At 65.8% G+C, this 23742-nt stretch carries 19 protein-coding genes; 11 read left to right on the plus strand and 8 right to left on the minus strand.

What is annotated here, in order from left to right; translation table 11 throughout:
• The first annotated feature begins 63 nt into the window (after positions 1 to 63).
• Positions 64 to 294, plus strand: a complete 231-nt coding sequence (locus tag BTH42_RS15390) for a DUF2795 domain-containing protein (RefSeq protein ID WP_075300839.1) — start codon at positions 64 to 66, stop codon at positions 292 to 294.
• 154 nt (positions 295 to 448) lie between these two features.
• Here BTH42_RS15390 and BTH42_RS15395 read toward each other — a convergent pair whose 3' ends face one another.
• The gene (locus tag BTH42_RS15395; RefSeq protein ID WP_075300840.1) at positions 449 to 1543 is read right to left on the minus strand and encodes a LysR family transcriptional regulator; all 1095 of its coding nucleotides are present in this window, start codon (positions 1541 to 1543) and stop codon (positions 449 to 451) included.
• Positions 1544 to 1807: 264 nt separating this feature from the next.
• On the opposite strand from BTH42_RS15395, the gene BTH42_RS15400 reads away from it, so the two are divergent.
• On the plus strand, positions 1808 to 2020 hold the full coding sequence (locus tag BTH42_RS15400) for a hypothetical protein (RefSeq protein ID WP_075300841.1): 213 nt from the start codon (positions 1808 to 1810) through the stop codon (positions 2018 to 2020).
• A 98-nt stretch (positions 2021 to 2118) separates the two neighbouring features.
• On the opposite strand, the gene BTH42_RS15405 is transcribed toward BTH42_RS15400, so the two are convergent.
• Positions 2119 to 2736 carry a TetR/AcrR family transcriptional regulator gene (locus BTH42_RS15405; RefSeq protein WP_075300843.1) on the minus strand — a complete coding sequence of 206 codons (618 nt, stop codon included), beginning with the start codon at positions 2734 to 2736 and terminating at the stop codon, positions 2119 to 2121.
• Between the two features lie 220 nt (positions 2737 to 2956).
• Between BTH42_RS15405 and BTH42_RS15410 the strand changes: the two genes are divergently transcribed.
• Genes BTH42_RS15410 through BTH42_RS15420 form a run of 3 tightly spaced genes read left to right on the plus strand, consistent with a single transcriptional unit; the run spans position 2957 to position 8778 of the window.
• The gene (locus BTH42_RS15410) at positions 2957 to 4099 is read left to right on the plus strand and encodes an efflux RND transporter periplasmic adaptor subunit (RefSeq protein ID WP_075300845.1); all 1143 of its coding nucleotides are present in this window, start codon (positions 2957 to 2959) and stop codon (positions 4097 to 4099) included.
• Entirely contained in the window at positions 4096 to 7221 is a 3126-nt protein-coding gene (locus tag BTH42_RS15415; protein ID WP_075300850.1) for an efflux RND transporter permease subunit, read from the plus strand. Before BTH42_RS15410 ends, BTH42_RS15415 begins: the two co-directional genes overlap by 4 nt.
• A 57-nt stretch (positions 7222 to 7278) precedes the next feature.
• The gene (locus tag BTH42_RS15420; RefSeq protein WP_143752078.1) at positions 7279 to 8778 is read left to right on the plus strand and encodes an efflux transporter outer membrane subunit; all 1500 of its coding nucleotides are present in this window, start codon (positions 7279 to 7281) and stop codon (positions 8776 to 8778) included.
• Between the two features lie 419 nt (positions 8779 to 9197).
• Here the strand turns inward: BTH42_RS15420 and BTH42_RS15425 are convergent, their stop codons facing one another.
• Positions 9198 to 11699, minus strand: coding sequence for a penicillin-binding protein 1A (locus BTH42_RS15425; protein ID WP_075300857.1), 2502 nt, complete (start codon positions 11697 to 11699; stop codon positions 9198 to 9200).
• 553 nt (positions 11700 to 12252) lie between these two features.
• Between BTH42_RS15425 and BTH42_RS15430 the strand changes: the two genes are divergently transcribed.
• The 3 genes from BTH42_RS15430 (at position 12253) to BTH42_RS15440 (ending at position 15439) form a co-directional block, all read left to right on the plus strand.
• Complete coding sequence (locus tag BTH42_RS15430) at positions 12253 to 12996, plus strand: hypothetical protein (RefSeq protein ID WP_075300860.1); 744 nt, start codon at positions 12253 to 12255, stop codon at positions 12994 to 12996.
• Positions 12997 to 13527: 531 nt separating this feature from the next.
• Positions 13528 to 14208 carry a PspA/IM30 family protein gene (locus BTH42_RS15435; RefSeq protein ID WP_075300862.1) on the plus strand — a complete coding sequence of 227 codons (681 nt, stop codon included), beginning with the start codon at positions 13528 to 13530 and terminating at the stop codon, positions 14206 to 14208.
• 46 nt (positions 14209 to 14254) lie between these two features.
• On the plus strand, positions 14255 to 15439 hold the full coding sequence (locus BTH42_RS15440; protein ID WP_075300864.1) for a tetratricopeptide repeat protein: 1185 nt from the start codon (positions 14255 to 14257) through the stop codon (positions 15437 to 15439).
• Positions 15440 to 15561: 122 nt separating this feature from the next.
• Here BTH42_RS15440 and BTH42_RS15445 read toward each other — a convergent pair whose 3' ends face one another.
• Positions 15562 to 16230, minus strand: a complete 669-nt coding sequence (locus BTH42_RS15445) for a TetR family transcriptional regulator (RefSeq protein ID WP_075300866.1) — start codon at positions 16228 to 16230, stop codon at positions 15562 to 15564.
• A gap of 157 nt (positions 16231 to 16387) precedes the next feature.
• Here BTH42_RS15445 and BTH42_RS15450 point away from each other — a divergent pair, with 157 nt between their 5' ends.
• Together BTH42_RS15450 and BTH42_RS15455 are read left to right on the plus strand one after the other, a co-directional pair.
• The gene (locus BTH42_RS15450; RefSeq protein WP_075300964.1) at positions 16388 to 17905 is read left to right on the plus strand and encodes an NAD(P)/FAD-dependent oxidoreductase; all 1518 of its coding nucleotides are present in this window, start codon (positions 16388 to 16390) and stop codon (positions 17903 to 17905) included.
• An 89-nt stretch (positions 17906 to 17994) separates the two neighbouring features.
• The gene (locus BTH42_RS15455) at positions 17995 to 18969 is read left to right on the plus strand and encodes an alpha/beta fold hydrolase (RefSeq protein ID WP_075300966.1); all 975 of its coding nucleotides are present in this window, start codon (positions 17995 to 17997) and stop codon (positions 18967 to 18969) included.
• A gap of 47 nt (positions 18970 to 19016) precedes the next feature.
• Here BTH42_RS15455 and BTH42_RS36015 read toward each other — a convergent pair whose 3' ends face one another.
• Positions 19017 to 19139, minus strand: coding sequence for a hypothetical protein (locus BTH42_RS36015; RefSeq protein ID WP_256702048.1), 123 nt, complete (start codon positions 19137 to 19139; stop codon positions 19017 to 19019).
• Between the two features lie 178 nt (positions 19140 to 19317).
• On the opposite strand from BTH42_RS36015, the gene BTH42_RS15460 reads away from it, so the two are divergent.
• On the plus strand, positions 19318 to 20721 hold the full coding sequence (locus BTH42_RS15460) for a methyl-accepting chemotaxis protein (RefSeq protein WP_075300868.1): 1404 nt from the start codon (positions 19318 to 19320) through the stop codon (positions 20719 to 20721).
• A 77-nt stretch (positions 20722 to 20798) separates the two neighbouring features.
• On the opposite strand, the gene BTH42_RS15465 is transcribed toward BTH42_RS15460, so the two are convergent.
• From BTH42_RS15465 to BTH42_RS15475, 3 genes are read right to left on the minus strand one after another with little or no spacing between them, the layout of a single operon-like run.
• Positions 20799 to 21617 carry an ABC transporter permease subunit gene (locus BTH42_RS15465; RefSeq protein ID WP_075300870.1) on the minus strand — a complete coding sequence of 273 codons (819 nt, stop codon included), beginning with the start codon at positions 21615 to 21617 and terminating at the stop codon, positions 20799 to 20801.
• Complete coding sequence (locus tag BTH42_RS15470) at positions 21614 to 22546, minus strand: ABC transporter permease subunit (protein WP_075300878.1); 933 nt, start codon at positions 22544 to 22546, stop codon at positions 21614 to 21616. The genes BTH42_RS15465 and BTH42_RS15470 overlap by 4 nt, the downstream gene beginning before the upstream one ends.
• On the minus strand, positions 22543 to 23712 hold the full coding sequence (locus BTH42_RS15475) for an ABC transporter ATP-binding protein (protein WP_075300880.1): 1170 nt from the start codon (positions 23710 to 23712) through the stop codon (positions 22543 to 22545). Before BTH42_RS15475 ends, BTH42_RS15470 begins: the two co-directional genes overlap by 4 nt.
• Between the last annotated feature and the right edge of the window lie 30 nt (positions 23713 to 23742).

Raw genomic sequence — 23742 nt, forward strand, 5'->3', positions numbered from 1 at the left:
GCATCTCCCTCATGCGGTGGCTCAGGCGGCGGCACTCAAGACATCTACAACAGGAGCATGCGCATGACGGCCTCGGGCATCCCCGGCGAATCGATCGATCTGCAGATCGCCGACGTTCTCAGCGAAGTCCAGTTTCCGACCAACAAGGATGCGCTCGTCGACGCCGCGCGCGAAGCCGGCGCGAGCAACGAGGTACTGGCGATGCTCGACGGCATGCCGGAACAGGATTACATCGATATCGAGTCGGTCACGCGGCTGATCGGCGGCAGCTTCAGCCCCGGGCTGGGCATCTAGTCGGCAGCCTGCGGCGGTCGGCGGCGCATTGGGTGCCGCTTGGGTGTCACCTGCTTGGGTGTCACCTAGGTGCCGCCTTCCCGGCGCATAGGCGCCGCGTCGCGGCAACTCACGCGAGCAGCATCTGCTGCGGCCGCGCTCCGCTCCCCACCACTCACAACTGCGAAGACGCGGCGATCCGCGTGCGCGGCGCCCGCGCCACCCGGCGCGTGCTCTCGCGCGCCGGCCGCGCAGTGTCCGCGACCGCGACCGCTTCGGAAACCGGATCGACATCATCGAACAGATCGACGGCGGCCTGCCCAACCGGCTCGGCCACCCGACGCCCGTTTGCGGCGCCGCGCGCAAGCCGCGCCGGCGTGCTCTCCGGCTGAAAATGCTCGACCAGATGATCGATGAAGGTGCGCACCTTCGCCGGCAGATGCAGGCGGCTCGGATAGGCGATGGTGATTTCGATCGGCGGCAGCAGGTAGTCGTCGAGCAGCCGCACGAGCCGCCCCGATGCCAGATCGCGGCCGATCAGATAACTCGGCAGGATCGCAACGCCCATCCCCAGCAGCGCGAACTGCCGCAGCATTTCGGTGTTATTGGCGCCGATCGCATTCGCGGGCCGCACCCGCACCTCGCCGTCAGGTCCCGTGAACACGCGCTCCTCGCCGCCCTGCTCGGCCGGCCGGCTCAGACACGGATGCCGCAGCAGATCTTCCGGGCGCATTGGCGTACCGTGCCGCGCCAGATAATCGGGCGTCGCGCAGACCGTCATATAGCCGGTCGTCAGCCGCCGCGTGACGATGCTCGCGCTGCGCATATAGCGGGTCGCCAGAATGCCGACGTCGAAACCCTCTTCGACCAGATCGACGTGCCGATCGGCCAGCGTGACGTCGGGGACCACGGCCGGGAAACGCGCCGCGTACGACTGCACGAGCGGCGCGAGGCTATTCAGCCCGAACACGACCGGCGCGACGATCCGCAGCGTGCCGACCGGCTCGTGATTGCGCGCGACCACCATCTGCTCGACGCCTTCGAGATCGGCGAGGATATGGCGCACCCGCTCCAGATAGGTCGCGCCCGCTTCGGTCAGCGACAGCCGCCGCGTGGTGCGATTGAGCAGCCGGGTGCCGAGCCGCGCCTCCAGATCCGCGACGTGGCGGGTGACCACCGCGGTGGAGATATCCAGCGCGCCCGCCGCGCGGACGAAGCTGCCGAGGTCAGCGACTTTGACGAACACGCGCATCGACTGCAGTTGATTCATGGAACGACTCCTGCACCGGTTAAGCCAGGCCGGCGGCGCCACCATTGCCGCCCGTATCGGCCCGTGCGGCACGACTGCGCGCGAGCTTGCCCAACCCGATCGATTGTATCGACGCGACCTGTCCCAACCCTGACCCGGACATGACAATCCGGTCAGAAACGGCGCGCCGTCCAAACCGGGTCACTGTTGCGGTGTCTATTGTGGATTTTGACTAGGTATAAACCCCTAGTTTTGGTAACATGGCGGCCAAAGGAAATTACCGCCATGCCACATCGTTTTCAGCTTCTGGAAAAAATTGCGTTTTCGCTGGTCTGCTGGTCGGCCGCCGCCGCCACTGCCTATATCGGTTACGAGCGCTGCCCGGACACCCAGACCGTGCTGCACGCGGGGGAGAAATTCCTCAGCGCCAGCGGTCAATACGCATTCGCGTGCGCGGCGCCGGCCGCCGACATCTGCGCGCAACTGCCCACCGACTGAACTCCGCAGAATCCCCGCTGACTCTCGGTTCGCACCCGACGCGCGATCCATTGCGGATCGCGCGTTTTTGCGCTTATTCGCCGACGCCGGTTAGCTGATCACGCATCGCGCCCGAACACCACGCGCGAGAAGAAGCCGGCCAACAGCGTCTCGACCATTTCCGACGGCACGTTCTGCGGATCGACCGTGTAGAAGAACTGCACGCCGTCGCACAGCCCCATCAGTCCGATCGCGAGCTGTTCCGGCTGCATCGGCATCGACATCCCCACCCGCTGCTCGAACTCGCGGATATACGCACTCAACTGCTCGAACTTCTCGCGCATGAATGCGTTAAAGCGCAACCGGAAGCGGCCGTCGCGCACCGCCAGCAGCTTCGCCTCGACCCACAGCAGAAAACACTTGTTCTGCCGATGCAGCGTGCTGTAGTACTGCAGCACGCGCGCCTCCATCTCCTCGCGGGTCGCCGCGCTGTCGAAAATCGCGCGCAAACCCGCCTGCATCGTTTCGTGATCGCGCCGCAATAGCTCCACGAACAGTTCGCTCTTGCTGCGGAAGTTCGAGTAGAACGCGCCGCGCGTATAACCGGCGGCCGCGGCAATGTCCTCGACGCTCGCCGCGACGAAGCCCTTCTTCATGAAAGTCGCCTGCGCGGCATCGAGCAAACGCGCGCGCGTCTGGTCCTTGCTTTGCTCTCTCGTCAGTCTTTGCCGTTTCATACGCACCACTCTAATCTTCGCCGGAACAGGAATCTGCCTGCCCATTCAGATACATCTCTGTATTAGAATGCAAATCGTCATTTAAAGCCATACCCGTATGCCAATCGCATCACGCGAAGTACGGGTTTTCGCTGGCGGGCCGCTGCGGCTTGCCGTGTTCGTTCGCTGTCTCCAGGTTGGGGTAATTGTGAAGCGTCCCGGTTCTCCCGCATCGTCAGCGATGCGCCAGCAGTCCCCCGTGCAGCGGCCTTTCTCCGTGTCCAGCCGCACGACCCGCGCGCTCGCGCTGGCCGGTCTCGTCGCGCTTGGCGCCTGCTCGCGGCACGAAGCCGCGGCGCCCGCGCCGCGCCCGGTGGTTGCGCTGGCGGTCCACGCGGACGGTCAGGCGTTGCAGGCCGCGTCGCTGCCCGGCGAAGTGCAGGCGCGCTATTCGACGCCGCTGTCGTTCCGGGTCGCCGGCAAGATCATCGAGCGGCGCGTGCGGCTCGGCGATACGGTCAAGAACGGCGAAGTGGTCGCGCTGCTCGACCCGGCCGACGCGCAGAAAAACGCCGCCAGCTCGCAGGCGCAACTCGACGCCGCGCAACACAACCTCGTCTACGCGCAGCAGCAGCTCGAGCGCGACCGCGCCCAGGCGAAAGAAAACCTGATCGCGCCGGCCCAGCTCGAACAGACCACCAATGCGTACGCAAGCGCGCTCGCGCAGCGCGATCAGGCGCAGCAGCAGGCGGCGCTCGCGAAGAACCAGTTGCAGTACACGACGCTCGTCGCCGGTCATGCGGGCGTGATCACCGCCGAGCAGGCCGATACCGGGCAGAACGTGTCGGCCGGCCAGGCCGTCTACAACCTCGCGTGGAGCGGCGACGTCGATGTGCTGTGCGACGTGCCCGAAAGCGCGCTCGCGTCGTTCGCGGTCGGCCAGTCCGCCAGCGTCGCGCTCGCCGCGCTGCCGGGCCGCAAGTTCAGCGCGCGGGTGCGCGAGCTGTCGCCGGCCGCCGATCAGCAAAGCCGCACGTGGCGCGCGCGTCTGACGCTCGTCAATCCCGGCGCCGACGTGCGGCTGGGCATGACCGCCGACGTCACGCCCGCCGCGCCCGCCCCCGCGCCCGGCGGCGTGTTCACGCTGCCGGTCACCGCGCTGTTCCATCAGGGCCGCCAGCCGGCCGTGTGGGTCGTGCGCGCGGCCGACAATACGCTCGAGCTGCGCCCGGTGACCGTCACGCGCTATTACGAGCGCACGATCGTCGTCAGCGAAGGCCTGAAGGACGGCGAAAGCGTGGTGCTGCAAGGCGTGCACACGGTGAGCGCCGGCGAGAAAGTCCGCGCGATCGCGCCGCTGCATCCCGAGGACTTCGCTTCATGAGCACGCCGCACGAAGAAGGACGCTTCAATCTGTCCGCGTGGGCGCTGCGCCATCAGGCGCTGGTGGTGTTCCTGATCGCGCTCGCGACCGCGTTCGGCATCCTCGCGTACGGCCGGCTCGCGCAATCCGAAGACCCGCCGTTCACGTTCCGTGTGATGGTGATCCGCACCTACTGGCCGGGCGCGACCGCGCGCCAGGTGCAGGAGCAGCTGACCGACCGGATCGGCCGCAAACTGCAGGAAACGCCGTACATCGATTTCGTGCGCAGCTATTCGCGGCCCGGCGAATCGCTGATCTTCTTCCAGATGAAGGACTCCGCGCCGGTGCGCGAGGTGCCCGAGACCTGGTACCAGGTGCGCAAGAAAGTCGGCGACATCGCGGCGACGCTGCCGCCCGGCATCCAGGGCCCGTTCTTCAACGACGAATTCGGCGACGTCTACACCAACATCTACACACTCGAAGGCGACGGCTTTTCCGCCGCGCAACTGCACGACTACGCGGACCAGTTGCGCACCGTGCTGCTGCGCGTGCCGGGCGTCGCCAAGGTCGATTACTTCGGCGATCCGGATCAGCATGTGTTCATCGAGATCGCCAACACCCAGCTCACCCGCCTCGGCATCTCGCCGCAACAGCTCGGTCAGGCGATCAACGCGCAGAACACGATCGCTCCGGCCGGCACGCTGACCACCCACGACGACCGCGTGTTCGTGCGCCCGAGCGGCCAGTTCAAGGACGTCAACGCGCTCGCCGACACGCTGATCCGCATCAACAACCGCACTTTCCGGCTCGGCGACATCGCGACGATCAAGCGCGGCTACGACGATCCGATCGTCACGCAGATGCGCTTCGGCGGTCAGCCGGTGCTCGGCATCGGCGTGACGATGCAGCCGGGCGGCGACGTGATCCGCCTCGGCAAAGCGCTCGATCAGCAGATGACGCAATTGCGCGCGGCGCTGCCGGCCGGGCTGAAGCTCGTCGAAGTGTCGAGCATGCCGCACGCGGTCGCGCGCTCGGTCGACGACTTTCTCGAAGCGGTCGCCGAAGCGGTCGCGATCGTGCTGATCGTCAGTCTGGTGTCGCTCGGCGTGCGTACCGGCATGGTCGTGGTGATCTCGATTCCGGTCGTGCTCGCGGTGACCGCGCTGTGCATGTATCTGTTCGATATCGGCCTGCACAAGGTGTCGCTCGGCACGCTGGTGCTCGCGCTCGGCCTGCTGGTCGACGACGCGATCATCGCGGTCGAGATGATGTCGGTGAAGCTCGAACAGGGCTGGAACCGCACGCGCGCGGCGGCCTACGCGTACACCAGCACCGCGTTTCCGATGCTGACCGGCACGCTCGTCACCGTGTCCGGCTTCCTGCCGATCGCGCTCGCGAAGTCGAGCACCGGCGAATACACGCGCTCGATCTTCGAGGTATCGGCGATCGCGCTGATCGCGTCGTGGCTCGCGGCGGTCGTGCTGATTCCGCTGCTCGGCTATCACATGCTGCCCGAGCGCAAGCGGCACGCGCACGAGCCCGACGATCACGAACACGACATCTACGACACGCGTTTCTATACGCGGCTGCGCGGCTGGATCGGCTGGTGCATCGAACGACGTTTCGTGGTCCTCGCGATCACCGTCGCGCTGTTCGTGCTCGCGATGGCCGGCTTCACGCTGGTGCCGCAGCAGTTCTTCCCGAGCTCGGACCGGCCCGAGCTGCTGGTCGACGTGCGGCTGCCCGAAGGCGCATCGTTCGATGCAACGTTGCGCCAGGCCACGCGTCTCGAGAAGGTGCTGGTGGGCCGGCCCGAGATCGATCATTCGGTGAGCTTCGTCGGCACCGGCGCGCCGCGTTTCTATCTGCCGCTCGATCAGCAGTTGCCGCAGCCGAACTTCGCGCAGTTCGTGATCACCGCGAAGTCGGTGAAGGATCGCGAGAAGCTCGCGCAGTGGCTCGAACCCGAATTGCGCGACAACTTCCCGGCCGTGCGCACGCGTCTGTCGCGGCTCGAAAACGGGCCGCCGGTCGGCTATCCGGTGCAGTTCCGCGTGAGCGGCGACGACATCGCGACCGTGCGCTCGATCGCCGAACGGGTGGCCGCGACGCTGCGCGCGAATCGCAACACCCGCAGCGTGCAGTTCGACTGGGACGAACCGGCCGAGCGCTCCGCGCACTTCGAGATCGATCAGAAACGCGCGCGCGAACTGGGCGTCACGTCCGAAGACGTGTCGAGCTTCCTCGCGATGACGCTGTCCGGCTACACGGTCACGCAGTATCGCGAGCGCGACAAGCTGATCAGCGTCGACTTGCGCGCGCCGCGCTCGGAGCGCGTCGACCCGTCGCAACTGACCGCGCTCGCAATGCCGACACCGAACGGCCCGGTGCCGCTCGGCACGCTCGGCCATCTGCGCAACGAGCTCGAATACGGGGTGATCTGGGAGCGCGACCGGCAACCGACCATCACCGTGCAGTCCGATGTGGGCCCCGGCGCGCAGGGCATCGACGTCACCCATGCGGTGGATCGCGCGCTCGCGCCGATCCGCGCGACGCTGCCGGTCGGCTACCGGATCGAGATCGGCGGCTCGGTCGAGGAAAGCGGCAAGGGGCAGAGCTCGATCGTCGCGCAGTTGCCGATCATGGTGATCGCGGTGCTGACGCTGCTGATGATCCAGTTGCAGAGCTTCGCTCGCGTGCTGATGGTCGTGCTGACCGCGCCGCTCGGATTGATCGGCGTGGTGCTGACGCTGCTGCTATTTGGCCAGCCGTTCGGCTTCGTCGCGATGCTCGGCGTGATCGCGATGTTCGGCATCATCATGCGCAACTCGGTGATTCTGGTCGATCAGATCGAGCAGGACATCGCGTCGGGGCACAAGCGTTTCGACGCGATCGTCGGCGCGACCGTGCGACGCTTCCGGCCGATCACGCTGACCGCCGCGGCCGCCGTGCTCGCGCTGATTCCGCTGTTGCGCTCCAACTTCTTCGGGCCGATGGCGACCGCGCTGATGGGCGGCATCACCAGCGCGACGATTCTCACGCTGTTCTATCTGCCGGCGCTGTACGCGGCGTCGTTCCGCGTGCGGAGCGACGAGCGCGAGCCGCCGGCGCCCGGCGGCGGTGTCGCGCATACGGGCAATTGATACGGATCACTGAGCATGAGTAAGAGCATCGCTATTCCGACGCTTCCCGCACGCACCATGCGCCCTGCGCTCGCCATCGGCCTCGCCTGCGCGCTCGCCGCGTGTTCGTTCGGGCCCAACGGCGACGCGCCCCCGATGCCGCAGCCCGCGCACTACGGCGCCGAGGCATTGCCGACCCAGACGGTGCCCGCGCAAGGCGTCACTCAGCAGTTCGTCGCGGGTGCGCAGCCGGTGCCGGAGTGGTGGAGGCTGTACCGCTCGGACGCGCTCGACGCATTGGTCGACGAGGGCCTGCGCAACAGTCCGACGCTCGCCGCGACCGACCGCGCGCTCGCGGCCGCGCGCGAACAGTTGCGCGCGCAGGTCGGCAGTTCGCTGCTGCCGACGATCGACGCGGGCGGCCAGGCGACCCGCAACCGCGCGCTGGCGATTCCGGAGATCGGCCCGAACACGTTTCTGTACAACATCTTCGTCGGCCAGTTACAGGCGCACTACACGTTCGATCTGTTCGGCGCCGCGCGGCTCGCGAATGCCGCGCTCGCCGCGCGCGTGAACGTGCAGGTCTATCAGCTCGATGCGGCGCGCCGCGCGCTCGCCGCGAACATCGTCACCGCGACGATCACCAGCGCCGCGCTGCACGCGCAGATCGATACGACCGAGCGGCTCGTCACGCTGGCCAACGCTCAGGCGCGCGACACCGCGCGGCGCTATGAACTCGGCGCGGTGTCGCATGCCGATCTGATGAACGCGCAACAAAGTGCGGCGAGCGTGTCGGCGAGTCTGCCGGCGCTGAAGCAGCAGTGGCTGACCACACGTCACGCGCTCGCGGTGCTGCTCGGCCGCACGCCCGACGCCGCGCCCGACGACGTCGAACTCGCGCAGCTGCATCTGCCCGAGCAGGTGCCGGTCGTGGTGCCGTCCGAGCTGTTGCGCGCGCGCCCCGACATCCAGGCCGCCGACGCCGCGCTGAAAGCCGCGGCGGCCGACGTCGGCGTGGCGACCGCGCAGATGTTCCCGAGCCTGTCGCTGTCGGCATCGATGGGACAAGGCGGCTTCAGCTGGCCGGTTGCGATGTCGGGCGCGGGCGCGATCTGGAGCATCGGCGCATCGCTGTCGCAGCCGCTGTTTCATGGCGGGGCGTTGCTCGCGCAGCGCCGCGCGGCGGTGGACAGCTACGACGCGAGCGTCTCGCAGTACAAGCAGACCGTGCTCGCCGCGTTCCAGAACGTCGCCGATACGCTCGCGGCGCTCGACCACGACGCGCAATCGCTCGATGCCGCGAACGTGGCCGCGCGTTCGGCGCAGAGCGTATTCGACGACACCGCCGCACGCTACCGGCTCGGCGCGCTGCCGGTCGCATCGACGCGTTCGAGCGAGCAGCAGTGGCGCAACGCGCAGCTCGATGAAATCCGCTATACGAGCGCGCGTCTGACCGACACCGCCGCGCTGTTCCAGGCGATGGGCAATCCGCCGCTCGATGACGCGGGCGCGCCGTCCGCTGCTGCCGCGGCGGCGTCCGCATCGATTGGCACAACGAAGGCCGCCGCCACCGATTAACCTGGGATTCCGTACGGAATCGCGCGCAGTTATCCCCAGATCGTGTGGACGAACTTGTTGAAAACTTTCTGAGAAGCGGGCTAACGCATTGAGCGCGCAGGGATTTACGGTGCAGGTGCGAAATGGCGCAACGCGGGTCACGAAGCAGATTGCTTCGGAGTACAAGCTCCTGGGACGCCTGAACAAATTGCCAGGGTTATCCCCAATTCGTGTGGATAGCTCTGTTGATAAGCCTGGGGCGAAGCGCGTAAGTGCTTGATGCGAATCGGTTTAAGTTGGACGGGCACTTATCGGGGCAAGTGGGCATAACTGCACGTTTACCGGGGCGGCCGTTATACAACAAGGGCGCGGAACAGCCCGCCTCGGCGAACCACTCTCGCGCCCTCTTACATCAAGGCTTGTACCTCAACGCCTATAGATCAAGGCTTGTTCGATTCGAACAGATCCATGATCTGCTTCTTCTCGCTCGACGACACGTTCGGCGGCGGCACCACCGGCGGCGTCATCCCGGCCGGCCCGACGCCGCCGACCGCATCGCCGGCACCCGCCAGCGGATTGCCCGAATCGAGACCGATGCTCGCGACGAAACCACGGCCCGGCAGCATGTCGGTAAAGAACAGCTCGCCGTCCATCACCGTGACGCCGTCCGGCTGCTGCGGCTCGGCCTGCGGCACACCGCGCAACGCGCGCTGCATGTACTCGATCCAGATCGGCAGCGCGAGTTGCGCGCCGAATTCGCGGCTGCCGAGGCTCTTCGGCTGGTCGTAACCCATCCACGCGACCGCCACCAGCGACTGCTGATAGCCGGCGAACCAGCCGTCCTTCGCGTCGTTGGTCGTGCCGGTCTTGCCCTGCAGGTCCGAGCGATGCAGCACGTTGGTGCCGGCGCCGGTGCCCGCGGTCGCGACCGAGTGCAGCAGGCTGTTCATGATGTATGCGTTACGCGGTTCGAGCGTGCGCGGCGCGTCCTGGCCTGCGACCAGCGGCTGCGCTCGCGACAGCGCGACACCGCGCGCGTCCGTCACTTCGTTGATCAGATACGGATTGATCCGGTAACCGCCGTTCGCGAACACCGAGTACGCGCCCGCCGATTGCAGCGGCGTGACGAGGCCCGCGCCGAGCGCCATCGGCAGATACGGCGGAGTCTTGTCGGCGTCGAAACCGAAGCGCTGCGTGACGAAATCCTGCGCGTACTTGGTGCCGATGAACGACAGGATACGGATCGACACGAGGTTCTTCGACTTCTGCAGCCCGAGCCGCATCGACATCGGACCGTCCGGCTGGTCGTCGTCCTTCGGCTCCCACGCGTCGCCGCCCGGCGTGCTCGGCGGGAAGTACAGCGGCGCGTCGTTGATGATCGTCGCCGGCGCGAGGCCCTTGTCGAGCGCGGCCGAATAGATGAACGGCTTGAAGCTCGAACCCGGTTGACGCCATGCCTGGGTCACGTGGTTGAACTTGTTCTTGTTGAAGTCGAAGCCGCCGATCAACGCGCGGATCGCGCCGTCCTGCGGCGTCAGCGACACCAGCGCGCCTTCCACCTGCGGCAGCTGCGTGATCTGCCAGTTGCCCTTCGCGTCGGTCATCAGACGCACGATCGAGCCCGGCCGGATGTGCTGCGCCGTGTTGCCGCGCGTGCTCAGCGCGGCGGCCGCGAAGCGCAGGCCCTCGCCCGTCACCGTCACTTCGGTGCCGTCGACCAGCTGCGCGACCACCTGCTTCGGATTCGCGTCGGTCACCACGCCGGCGATGATCTCGCCGTTGTCCGGGTGATCGGTGAGCGCGTCGTCGATCGTCTGGTCGCGCTCGTCGCCGGCGGCCGGCAGTTGCACGAAGCCTTCCGGGCCGCGATAGCCGTGACGTCGTTCGTAGTCCATCACACCTTTGCGGACCGCGCGATACGCGGCGTCCTGATCGGCCGAGTCGATCGTGGTGGTCACGTTCAGGCCGCGCGTATAGGTCTCGTCCTTGTACTGCGCGTACATCATCTGCCGCACCATTTCGGCAACGTACTCGGCATGCACGTTGTACTCGGTGCCCGGATTCCTGGTGTGGATCTCTTCCTTCACCGCGACGTCGTACTGGTCGCGCGTGATGTAGTTCAGCTCGAGCATGCGGCGCAGGATGTACTCCTGACGAATCTTCGCGCGCTTCGGATTGACGACCGGGTTATACGCGGACGGCGCCTTCGGCAGACCGGCGAGCATCGCGGCCTCGGCAAGCGAAATGTCCTTCAGGTCCTTGCCGAAGTACACGCGCGCGGCCGCGGCAAAACCGTATGCGCGCTCGCCCAGATAAATCTGGTTCATGTACAGCTCGAGGATCTGGTCCTTGGTCAGCGCGCGTTCGATCTTGTACGCGAGCAGCATCTCGTAGATCTTGCGCGTATAGGTCTTTTCGCTGGACAGGAAGAAGTTGCGCGCGACCTGCATCGTGATCGTGCTCGCGCCCTGCGATGCGCCGCCATGCGCGAGGTCGGCAAAGCCGGCGCGCAGGATGCCGATGAAGTCGACGCCGCCGTGTTCGTAGAAGCGGTAGTCCTCGATCGCGAGCACCGCTTTTTTCATCTGATCCGGGATGTCCTGGAAGCGCACGAGGCTGCGGCGCTCTTCGCCGAATTCGCCGATCAGCACGTGATCCGCGGTATAGATGCGCAGCGGCACCTTCGGCCGGTAGTCGGTCAATGCATCGAGCGACGGCAGTTGCGGGCCCATCACGACGAGCGCATAGCCGACGATCAGCGCGCCGACCACCACCACGGTCGCGACCAGGCCGGCGAACCACAGCATGAACGTCGAGCCGAACGAACGGCGGCCGCGCTCGGCATCGCGCGAAGCGGCATTGCGTCCAGGAGTGCGTTGATAGGAGTCCCGGTCTTCACCGGACGGAGAATGGGAAGAATGCGGTCGTTTGATGATTGGCATGACTGGAATAGTGGGCGCGCAACGGCACGCCTGTCTGCGCGCGCATGGGTCGTGATCGAGCATCCTGGCCGCGGCGTACACCACCGCGCGGACCTTGCCCCCGGCCGGCCGCACGGCACGCCTCGGACCATGTCCGACGCAACGTAACAGCGCATTTTAAAGAAATCAAACGGACCGCATCGCAGTTTTTTTGTAAGAATTCCCTTCGTGTGACGCCATTCTGTAGTAAGGGTCTGTAATTTCGGGCACTCTGACCGGCGCCCGCGCGCAGATCGTTCGTAACCCGTAATTTATGCGGGGTTATCAACAGAAAATGTGGAGAGGGCTGTGGACAATCCGTCCAAACCCGCTACAACTCATTGATGTCATGCGATTTTCGCGTCGCGCCCGTTTCGCGGCGACGCAACTCGTCATATGATGGACGCGCGCGCCCGGACAGCTCGACGCGCGCAACGGGGATCCCAACGGCGGGTCCGGGCGCGGCATCCAGCATGCGTTATCCAACCAGAGCCCCGCCCCGATCCGCACTGCCAACAAAGTCTGCGAGCCGATTATGTCCAAGCCGAGCGAGCGCATCGTCGTTTTCGTCACGACCGCGCAGAAACGCGCGATCACCGCGACCGCGGAGGATCTGGGCATCAGCGTGAGCGAGCTGATGCGGCGCGCGGTGCTGAACTTCGGCGCGACCAGCGAGCAGGTCAAGGCGGCGAGCATCGTCGACCGGCTGCGCGCGCCGCGCGCGCCCGATGCGTTGAACGCGGCGCTGCAGCGCGTCGCCCGCGGCACCCGCTTCGCACGTGCGAGCGTGCCGGCGGCGTTGCAGACGCGTGATGCCGGCAGCGGTATCGATAGTGGCACTAAGCATTCGGATCGCGCGACCGATGCGCCGAATCCGCGTGACGTAGCGGATATTTCTGCTTCTACCGGCACCGCCACGCCCGACGAATCTGTTAGCACATTGAAAGCATCGCCGGCCGCAAGCGTGCCGCAATCGACAGGCGCCCCGACAGGCGCCCCCGCTAAAGGCGGCTCGCTGCTGCCCGCCGGCGTCTTCGCCGCGCTCGCCGCCGAACAGGACGAACAGGTCGCGGCCAACGCGGAAGCGCTCGCGCGACTCATTGCGGGCAGAGCCGCCGATTCTGCCGATACCGACACCGCTACCGGCGAACGCGCATCGCCGCCAGCCGGCACGCCGGCAAGTCTGCGCAATTCGCTGAAACGTCGCCGCGTCGCCCCCACTCCCGACGACGACGAACCGCACGGCGATCCGAGCACCGAAGGCGGCCACTTCGCGTGACGCAAAACGTGACGAACGCGTAATGAACGCGTAATGAACGCGTGACGAACGCGTGACGGAAAATTACGCGGCGCCGGCCGCGTTGCAACGCGCTATCGCGTACCGCGCGTCGCGTTGCGGACCGGGTGCCGTTGCAGATCGTTACATCAACGAAGCGGGTATTCAAACGGGTATTCGAAGGGCTCACGATCGCCCCGCCCGCACGCCGTGATCACGGCTTTTCCGGCGCTGCCGCTCCCCTCGCCCGCGCACCTTTCTTAACGCTATTCGACAGAGCCGATGGTGTAACATCCGCCGGCAAGTTCATACGCGGCGCGTTGTCCATTGCGGCTTTCCTGCATCGACACAGTGAGCAGCGTGCGCAGCGCGCCGCGGACAATCGGCGAAGCCGCTATTGCAATTGGCGAGTGCGCCCCGAACTGCGGTGCGAACGTTGCGCAGCATCGTGCGCGGCGGCGTAAAGTAGCAGTTCAAAGCAGTGCCGGCGCGCGGATTCGGTCCCGCCGCCGCTTACATTCTCTGGAGGTTTTCATGTCGCTTTTTGACAGCATTTCGCGCACGCTCAAAGGTCTTCTGAACGATGCGGCCGACTCGGTGCAGGATCCGTCGCGCGACTCGCGCCAGATCGTGCGCGAACTCGACGACAGCATCGGTAAGGCCGAGAACTCGCTGATCGAGATTCAGGCGCAGGTCGCCACCCAGCAGAGCAAGCGCGATGTTGCCGCGGACAAGGCGAAGAAGTATGAAGACGGCGCGCGCCGCGCGCTGCAGTCCGGCGACGAGGCGCTCGCGCGCGAAGCGCTCGGCGCGCAGGCCACCGCCGAAGCCGAACGCGATGCGTTGAGCAAGGAACTGACCTCGCTGGAGCCGTCGGTCACGCAACTGAAGAGCCAGATCGACGACATGCGCTCGCGCCGCAACGACCTGAACGCGCGCTCGAACATCCTCCAGGCGAAGCAGCAGATCGCCGAAGCGAAGGATGTCGCGGCGACCGCGCTGGGCGGCATCGGCGGCAAGAACCTCTCCGAAGATTTCCAGAAGCTCGAAGACAAGGTCGCGCTGTCGAATGCGCGTTCGGACGCCCGCCTGAATTCCGCCGACGTGAAAAGCGGCAAGGCGCTCGACGACAAGCTCGCGGATCTGAACCGCGGCCCGTCGGTCGAAGATCGTCTCGAAGCATTGAAGAAGCAGTTGAATACGCCGGCGCAGTAAGTAGTTATCGACTGATGGAGACGGGCGCAGCGCGCCCGGTCCGCACATGAAAAAACTTTTCGCAACCGCTTTCGCTTCGCTGCTGCTGGTGTCGGCCGCCGCGTTCGCGGTGCCGACCGTGCAGCAGATCGAGTCGGCGATGGCGCAAGGCAACTGGCAGCAGGCCGACGCGGGCCTCAGCGAAGTGCTGCAGGCGCATCCGAACAACGCCCGCGCGCACTATCTGTACGCGCAGGTTCTCGATCGCGAAGGCCGCTACGCCGACGCGCTCGCGCAGATCCAGCAGGCCAAAACGCTCGATCCGCAGATCCGCTTCACCGACCCGGCCCGCTTCGCGCAAACCGAAGCGCGCCTGCGCAGCGATGCCGAGCGCGCGGGCGGCCGCGTCACCCGTCGCGCCGACAATCCGTTCGCGCAGCAGAATGCGCCTGCTGTGCAGCAACAGTCGACGCTCGCGTCGCAAGCGCAATCGCATGGTCCGGGGGTGGGTATGTGGATCGGTGTCATCGTTCTGATCGCCGCAATTGCACTCGTGCTGCGCTGGACGCTGCGCCGCGCGCGCGGCCAGCAGGATACGCGCGCCGACGACGAGCGTCGCGCGCAAATGAAACGCGCAACCGAGATGCTGAACGCGGTGCGCTCGCTCAAACTCGACGTGAAGCTGTCCACCGCGCCGGGTCACGAGATGCTGGAGAAAGACGTCGAAGCAACCGAGGAGCAGTTGCGCGGCGCGGTCGAAACGCTGTCGAACGGCAAGAATCCGTTGCCGCCGTATCAGCTCGATGAATTCGAACAGCGTCTCGCGAGCCTGCGCGCGCGCGCCGACGGCCGGCCCGATCCGACCGCCGCGTCGGTGGGCAACGGGCAGTCCGCATATGCTCAGGAAGCCGAACGTTTGAATCCCCAGCAGGCGCCTTATCCGCAGCAGGCACCCTACCCGCAGCAGCAACAGCAGCCGCCCGTGATCGTTCAGCAAGGCGGTGGGCTCGGCGGCGGGATGGGCGGTCTGCTGACCGGCGTGCTGCTCGGCCAGGTGCTCAATCACGGCAGTGACCGGGTGATCGAGCGCGATGTGATCGTCGATAACGACGAAGTGCGCCGGCGCGGCGGCGACAACGGCGGCGGCCTCGATTTCGGTCAGGGCTCGAACGACTGGAGCGACAACGGCGGTGGCGGTGGCGGTATCGATATGGGCAGCAACGACGATTCGGGCGGCTGGACGGATACCTGATCGACGCGTGCCGGCGAATTTCGCCACGCGTTGAATAAAAAACAGGCTCCTTCGCGGAGCCTGTTTTTTTGCCTGCATGGTTCGGTGAACTACTGGTCGCGCCGTATTGCGCGCACCGCCGCTCACGCCTGCGCTGACTCCGGTTCCGCCTCGCTGCCCTCATGCTGCGCGAGCAACGCCGCGCCCGCAAACAGCCGCACGATGAACCGCTCCGCGTAGCCGATCAACGCTTCCCGTCGCGCCGCCTCGGCGTCGAGATACTCGGCCGACAGATGGAACAGCTGCAGCACGATCTGCGTGCTGACTTCGTCGACAGTCGCTCGCGCGAGTTGCGGCATCAGTTCGAGTTGCACGACGTCGTCGGCCATTTCCGCCGCGATCTCGTGCAGATTCGCGCGCACCGCGTCGCGCAACGCCGGCGACGTGCCGTGATATTCGACCAGCGCGCTCAGAAACGCCTCGCGATTTTCCTGCGCGAACTCGAAGAACGCGACGCACGCGCGCCGCGGCACACTATGCGGTTCGTCGTGCGCGGCCAGCCAGCGCTCGCGCCGCAGCATCGGCCGCAACCGCCGGCTGACCGAGGCGATCGCTTCGCGCGCGAGGTCGTCGAGCGCGTCGAAATGGCGATAGAACGTGTTCGGATTGAGGCCGGCTTCGCGCGCGAGCTCGCGCAAGCCGAGGCTCGCGAAACTGCGGCCGCCGGCCGTCAGCCGCAACGCGGCTTCGATCAGCTTGCGTTTGCCGGGCGCCAGCTCCGCGCCGGACGATGCGTCGGGGAAGGTCGTCATCGTGCTTTCAATCGTCGCGCGGTGTGCGCGTTTAATAGCAGCACTCTAAACGATCTTGACGCGATGTGTACAGTTGTCTACCCTGCGCTTTATCCCGCGTGTAGACAGCTGTAGACGCCAACGCGCGGACCGCTTTCACCCCGTGCCGGAGACCGTCGTGACGCTTGCCCCTTCCGCCTCATCCGCTACGCCGCGCATCGCGATCGTCGGCAGCGGCTTTGCCGGTCTCGGCATGGCGATCCGGCTGCTGCGGATGGGCATCACGTCGTTCACGATCTACGAGGCCGCGGATGACATCGGCGGCACCTGGCGCGACAACACCTATCCGGGCGCGGCCTGCGATATCCCCTCGCATCTGTATTCGTTCTCGTTCGAAGCGAATCCGGCGTGGTCGCGCGCGTTCAGCGGCCAGGCGGAAATTCTCGCGTATCTGCGGCATTGCGCGCGCAAGTACGGGGTCGAGCGCTACGTGCGCTGCAACGCGAAAGTGCGCGCGGCGCGCTTCGACGACGCGCGGCAAAGCTGGCTCGTCGAGCTCGAAACGAATGGCGCGAGCGACCCGCACGCCACGCCTGAAACCATCGAAACCATCGAAGCCGACGTGCTGATCACCGCCGCCGGTCAGCTATCGCGCCCGGCGCTGCCGCGCATCGAAGGAATCGAACGCTTCGAAGGCAAGCTGTTTCATTCGGCGCGCTGGGACCATGCGTATCCGCTCGACGGTAAACGCGTCGCGGTGATCGGCACCGGTGCGAGCTCGATCCAGTTCGTGCCGCAAATCCAGCCGCGCGTCGCGCATCTGGACCTGTTCCAGCGCACCGCGCCGTGGGTGATGCCCAAGCGCGACAAGCCGATCGGCGAGCGCGCACAGCGTCTGTTTCGCGCGCTGCCGTTCACCCAGCGCCTCGTGCGCAGCGCGCTCTACTGGCAGCACGAATCGCGCGCGCCCGCCTTCGTCGTCAATCCGAAGCTGATGGAGATGTCGATGAAATTCGGCCTCAGCTATCTGGACCGGCGCGTGAAAGACCCGGCGCTGCGCGCGAAACTCACGCCGAACTACCGGCTCGGCTGCAAGCGCGTACTGCTCTCCAGCGATTACTACCCGGCCGTCAGCCAGCCGAACGTCGAGGTCGTCACGAGCGCGATTCGCGAGATCGTCGCCGACGGCATCGTCACCGAAGACGGCATGCATCGCCCGGCGGACGCGATCATCTGCGGCACCGGTTTCCAGGTCAACGACGTGCGCGCGCCGTTCGAAGTGACCGGCCTCGACGGCGCCGATCTGAGCGCGCTGTGGCTGCGCGACGGTCCCGAAGCGTATCTCGGCGTCAGCATCGCGAACTTCCCGAATTTGTTCATGCTCGCCGGCCCGAATACCGCCCTGGGCCACAACTCGGTGATCTACATGATCGAGTCGCAGCTGCAGTACATCGTCGATTGTCTGCGCGTGCTGCGCAAACAGCGCGCCCGCACGATGACGCTGCGCGCCGACGTGCAGCGCGAATTCAACGCGCGCCTGCAGCAGCGGATGCGGCACTCGGTGTGGACCAGCGGTTGCCATAGCTGGTATCAGACCCACACTGGCAAGGTCACCGCGCTCTGGCCCGGCTTCACGTTCAGTTTCCGCCGGCGCACTCGGCGCGTGAAGCCGCGCGACTATCGCTTCGCGCGTTGATCAGGATGACGTAGCTTGTGAACGCGGCGCCGCCGAAGCGCCGCGCGATTTCGCACGACCAGACTGGCACAACAACGGAGACAAACCAGATGACACGTATCGATGCCGGCTCGCCCGATTCCGCGCTCAATCCCGAACCTCACGCCGCCGCGCCGTTGCCGCGCCGCTCGCTGGCCGCGCGCCTGGGCATTACCAGCGTCGCGCGCGCGGACCTGCGCCGCCGCTATACGCAACCGGGTTCGAAGTTCATATCGATCATGGGCGCCGACGTGCATTACATCGATGAAGGCCACGGCGACACCCTCGTGATGCTGCACGGTTTCGCGTCGTCGCTGCATACGTGGAATCGCGTCGCCGACGAACTGAAGCGCTCGCACCGGGTGATCCGCCTGGACCTGCCGCCGTTCGGCGTCACCGGGCCGCTGCGCTCGGCGAGCGGCGCGATTGAGACGATGAATCTGCCGGCCTACCGCCGCTTTATCGATACGTTCATGCAGGCGCTCGGAATCGACCACGCGACGCTGCTCGGCAATTCGCTCGGCGGGCTGATTTCGTGGGACTACGCGCTGCGCCATCGGGGCGCGGTCGAGCGGCTGGTGCTGATCGATTCGGCAGGATTCCCGATGAAACTGCCGATCTATATCAACCTGTTCAACAGCGCGCTGGTGCGCGCGAGTTCGACGCACTGGCTGCCGGAGACGATCGTTAAAAGCGCGGTGCGCAACGTGTATGGCGATCCGCGCAGGATCGACGCGCTGGCGCTGCGCCGCTATATCGAGTTCTTTCAGGGAGAAGGCACGCGCCAGGCGATCGGCAAGATGGTGCCGACGCTCGACTTTCGCGAAGTGGACACCGATGCGCTGCGCACCCTCGACGTACCGACGCTAGTGCTATGGGGTGCGAAAGACCACTGGATTCCGACCGCGCACGCGGCAGAATTCGCGAGCCGCATTCCGCGCGCGCAATCGGTGATGTATGCGGGGCTCGGCCATATTCCGATGGAGGAAGCGCCGGAGCGCGTGCTGAACGATCTGCGCGCGTTTCTGGATGCGCCGCGCGCCTGACCTGCCCGGCCCGGCCCGCTAGCGGCGCGACGGGGCGCGCCGCGCCGCTAGCCGCGGCCGCCGCCCAGCAGAAGCAACAACTCCCACAGAAACTTGCAGATCATCACGATCAGTTCCCACAAGCGAAACAGCGGCTCCCAGTCCAGCACGCGCAGAAGGGACTCGATCATTACGAACATCGTCAAAGTCGAAAATAGTGATGGCCGCGCCGGCGCGGCCTCTCTGTTCATCATAGCGACTGCGGGATATCCCCGATCAAGTCGCGCGTAAGTTGGTCGTAAACGCATCGGAAGCCCCCACTTTATAAATCGCCGCATCCGCAATGGATGCGTCAATCAGGAGACCTTCATGACGCGCTTCAGTTTTCGCCGCGCGGACCGTTCGCACACGGTCGTCGGCGATATTGCCGCACAGGCCGGCAAACTGGGCATCGAAATCTGTGACGTGTCGGGACACGTCGACGAAGTCGCCGCGCGCGTCGAGCGCCAGGCGCAAGTATGCCGCGCGCTGCGCGAATCGGCCGCGCAAACGCTCGCCGGCAATCACCGGATCGCCGCGGCCGCGCGCGAAATGCGCAACGTCTCGGCCGACGCGGCAACCGGCGTGCAGGAATCGCAGACCACGCTGGAAGCGTCGCTCGCCGACATTCACGGGCTCGTCGAAGGGGTGACCGTGATCGAGAGCCAGATCGGCGCGCTGCGCAGCGCGCTCGCCCACGTGAGCCGCGTGTCGGAGGAAATCTCGCTGATCGCGCGACAAACGCATCTGCTCGCGCTGAACGCCGCGATCGAAGCGGCGCGCGCCGGCGAGTCGGGCCGCAGTTTCGCGGTGGTGGCCGCCGAGGTCAAGAACCTGTCGGCGAAAACCGCGCAGGCGACCGGCCAGATCGAAACGACGCTCGCGCAGTTGACCCAGCAGACCGAGCAATTGATCAACGAAGGTTCGGTGAATACCGCACGCGCTCACCGGGTGCGTGAAGGCACCCGCAAGATCGGCGACGTCGTGCACGCAACCGGCGACGCGATCGCGCAGTTGAACACCGAGGCCGGCCAGATCGCGTCGCTGACCGGTGAGATCGAAACGCAGTGCGATGGGCTCGAAGCGCAGGTGCTGGAGATGGCGAGCGGCGTCGAGGATTCGAGCGAGAACTTCGCGCAGGCGAAAAACCGGCTCGGCAATCTGCTCGGCGTGTCGGAAACGCTGATCGAGCTGACCGCCGCGACCGGCGTCGAAACCGCCGACACGCGCTTCATCGGCGCGGTGCAACAGACGGCCTTTGCAGTCAGCAAGCTGTTCGACACGGCGGTCGCGCGCGGCGACATCACGCTCGACGAGCTGTTCGACTCGCGCTATGTACCGGTGCCGGGCAGCAATCCGCAGCAGTTCACGACCCGCTTCACCGCATTCACCGACCGCGTGCTGCCGGCTTTGCAGGAACCGCTGCTCGAACTCGATCCGCGCGTGGTGTTCTGCGCGGCGGTCGACCTGCGCGGCTATCTGCCGACTCACAACCTGAAGTTCTCGCTGCCGCAGCGCGACGATGCGGTATGGAATTCGGCGAACTGCCGCAACCGCCGGATGTTCGACGACCGCACCGGGATCGCAGCCGCATCGCATACGAAAAAGTTTCTGCTGCAGACCTATCGCCGCGACATGGGCGGCGGCCAGTTCGTGATGAAGAAGGATGCGTCGGCGCCGGTGTTCGTCGGCGGCCGGCATTGGGGGGCGGTGAGGATTGCCTACAAGGTGTGAGTGCAAGCGGGTTCGCACAGCGGCGCCGCTGAAAACGGGCGCCGCGCGCTCATGCGCACGACGCCCACGCGTTCAGATCAAGCCGCCATCACCGAGCGCTTGCGCTCCGCGCGCTGCATGAAGAAGTTGGCCGCGACCACGCCGACCGTGACGACCGCGATGAACAGCGTCGCGAGCGCGTTCATCTCCGGGTTCAGGCCGAGACGCACGCGCGAGAACACCACCAGCGGCAGCGTCGTCGAACCCGGGCCGGACAGGAACGCCGACAGCACGAGGTCGTCGATCGACAGCGTGAACGACAGCAGCCAACCCGACACCAGCGCCTGCGAAATCAGCGGCAGCGTGACCGAGAAGAACACCCGCAGCGGCGTCGCGCCGAGATCGAGCGCGGCTTCCTCGAGCGACGGATTCAGTTCGCGCACCCGCGACTGCACGATGATCGCGACATACGAAATGCACAGCATCACGTGGCCGATCCAGATCGTGAAGATCCCGCGTTCGGCCGGCCAGCCGATCAGGCGCGCCATTTCGACGAACAGCAGCAGCAGCGAGATGCCCTGAATCACTTCGGGAATCACCAGCGGCGCGTTGATCATCCCGGTGTACAGCGTAAAGCCGGGAAAGCGGCCCATCCGCGCGAGCACGAAACCGGCCCACGTGCCGATGATCACCGACGCGAACGCGGTCAAGAGCGCGATCCGCAACGACAGCCACGCCGACGCGATCAGCTCGTCGTCGTGCAGCAGCGCCACGTACCAGCGCGTCGAAAAACGCGTCCACACGGTGACCAGCTGCGATTCGTTGAACGAATAAACGATCAGGCTGACGATCGGGATATACAGAAACAGAAAGCCGATGCCGAGCGCGATCAGCTGCAACATGCGATTCGGCTTCATTGACGGCCCTCCTCCAGCGCCTTCGCCTGCGCGCGCTGGAACAGCGCCATCGGCACCAGCAGCAGCAACACCATCGCGCAGGTCACGGCGGACGCCATCGGCCAGTCGGCGTTGTTGAAGAACTCATTCCACATCACACGGCCGATCATCAGCGTATTCGCGCCGCCGAGCAGTTCCGGGATCACGTACTCGCCGACCGCCGGAATGAACACCAGCAGGCAGCCCGCGATAATGCCGTTTTTCGACAGCGGCAGCGTGATCTGCCAGAACGCTTTCCACGGCTTCGCGCCGAGATCGTAAGCGGCTTCGAGCAAGGTCAGATCCATCTTCACCAGATGCGCGTACAGCGGCATCACGAGGAACGGCAGGTACGAATAGACCATGCCGATATAGACCGCGGTATTGGTGTGATACAGCTCGATCGGCGAGTGGATCAGGCCGATCGACATCAGGAAATTGTTCAGCAGCCCGTTGTTCTTCAGGATACCGATCCATGCGTACACGCGGATCAGGAACGACGTCCAGAACGGCAGCATCACCGCCATCATCAGCAGATTGCGGTTGGCCGGGTTCGAACGCGCGATGTAATACGCCATCGGATAGCCGATCAGCAGACACAGCAGCGTCGAGATCGCCGCGACCACCACCGAGTTCACGTAGGTCGCGAAGTACAGGCTGTCGGTCAGCAGAAACGCGTAATGCGACAGGTCGAGCGTGATGCGCAGCGCGCCTTCGCTGAACTCGACCAGTTGCGTGTACGGCGGAATCCCGAGTTGCGAATCGGCGAAGCTGATCTTCACGACCAGCAGGAACGGCACGAGGAAAAACAGCAGCAGCCAGATGAACGGCCCCGCCACCACCGCGGTGCGGCCGGTCAGCTTCAGACGCCGCCCCGGCCACGCGAAAAACGAGGTGAGCGCGTCTTTCATGCCGTCAGCACCACGCCGGCCGATGCGCTCCAGCGCACGTACACTTCGTCGCCCCAGGTGGGCGTTTCGATTTCGCTGAGCGCGAGGCTCGTCACGTTGGCGATCACGGTCTTGCCGCCGTCGAGCTTCACGTGATACAGCGAATAGCCGCCCATGTACGCGATATTCGTAACGACGCCCTTGCCCCAGTTGTACGCGCCCTCGGGCGGCTTGCGGGTCAGCGCGATGCGCTCGGGGCGCACCGAGATCGTCACCGGCATGCCGAGCGGACCGGTGATGCCGTGGTTGACGTGCAGGCGGCACGGCAGGTCCGGCGTCTCGATGAACACGTGATCGGGTTCGTCCTCGACCGTGTGGCCTTCGAACAGATTGGTCGAGCCGATGAACTCCGCCGAGAAGCGGCTGTTCGGATATTCGTAGACTTCGTGCGGGGTGCCGAGCTGGACGATCTGCCCTTCGCTCATCACCGCGAGCCGGTCGGCCATCGTCATCGCTTCTTCCTGGTCGTGCGTGACCATCATGCAGGTCACGCCGACGCTGTCGAGAATGTTGACGAGTTCAATCTGGGTGCGCTGGCGGATCTGCTTGTCGAGCGCGGACATCGGCTCGTCGAGCAGCAGCAGCTTGGGCCGCTTGACCAGCGAGCGCGCCAGCGCGACGCGTTGCTGCTGGCCGCCCGACAGCTGATGCGGCTTGCGCTTCGCGAAGCGGCTCATCTGCACGAGTTCGAGCGCGCTGGCCACCCGGTCCTTCAGTTCGGCCTTCGGCACGCCTTCCTGCTTCAGACCGAACGCGACGTTCGCCTCGACCGTCATGTGCGGAAACAGCGCGTACGACTGGAACATCATGTTGACCGGCCGGCGATACGGCGGCAGCTGCGCGAGATCTTCGCCGTCGATCAGGATGCGCCCGGACGTGACGGTTTCGAGGCCGGCCATCATCCGCAGCAAGGTCGACTTGCCGCAGCCCGAACTGCCGAGCAGTGCGAACAGTTCGCCCTTCCTGACCGTCAGGTTGACCCCTTTGACCGCGACGGTTTCGCCGAACTTCTTGACGACGTCGACGATCTGGATGAACTGGTCCGCGGCGTCGCCCACGGCGGCATTCGGGCCCGGGGACGGCGCGGCGTTGCCTGCCAGCGCGCCCGGCTGGTCACTACTGATCATAATGCTGCTTCACTCCGGCGTTTGACGAAC

This window comes from Burkholderia sp. SRS-W-2-2016, assembly GCF_001931485.1.
Taxonomy (GTDB): Bacteria; Pseudomonadota; Gammaproteobacteria; order Burkholderiales; family Burkholderiaceae; genus Paraburkholderia.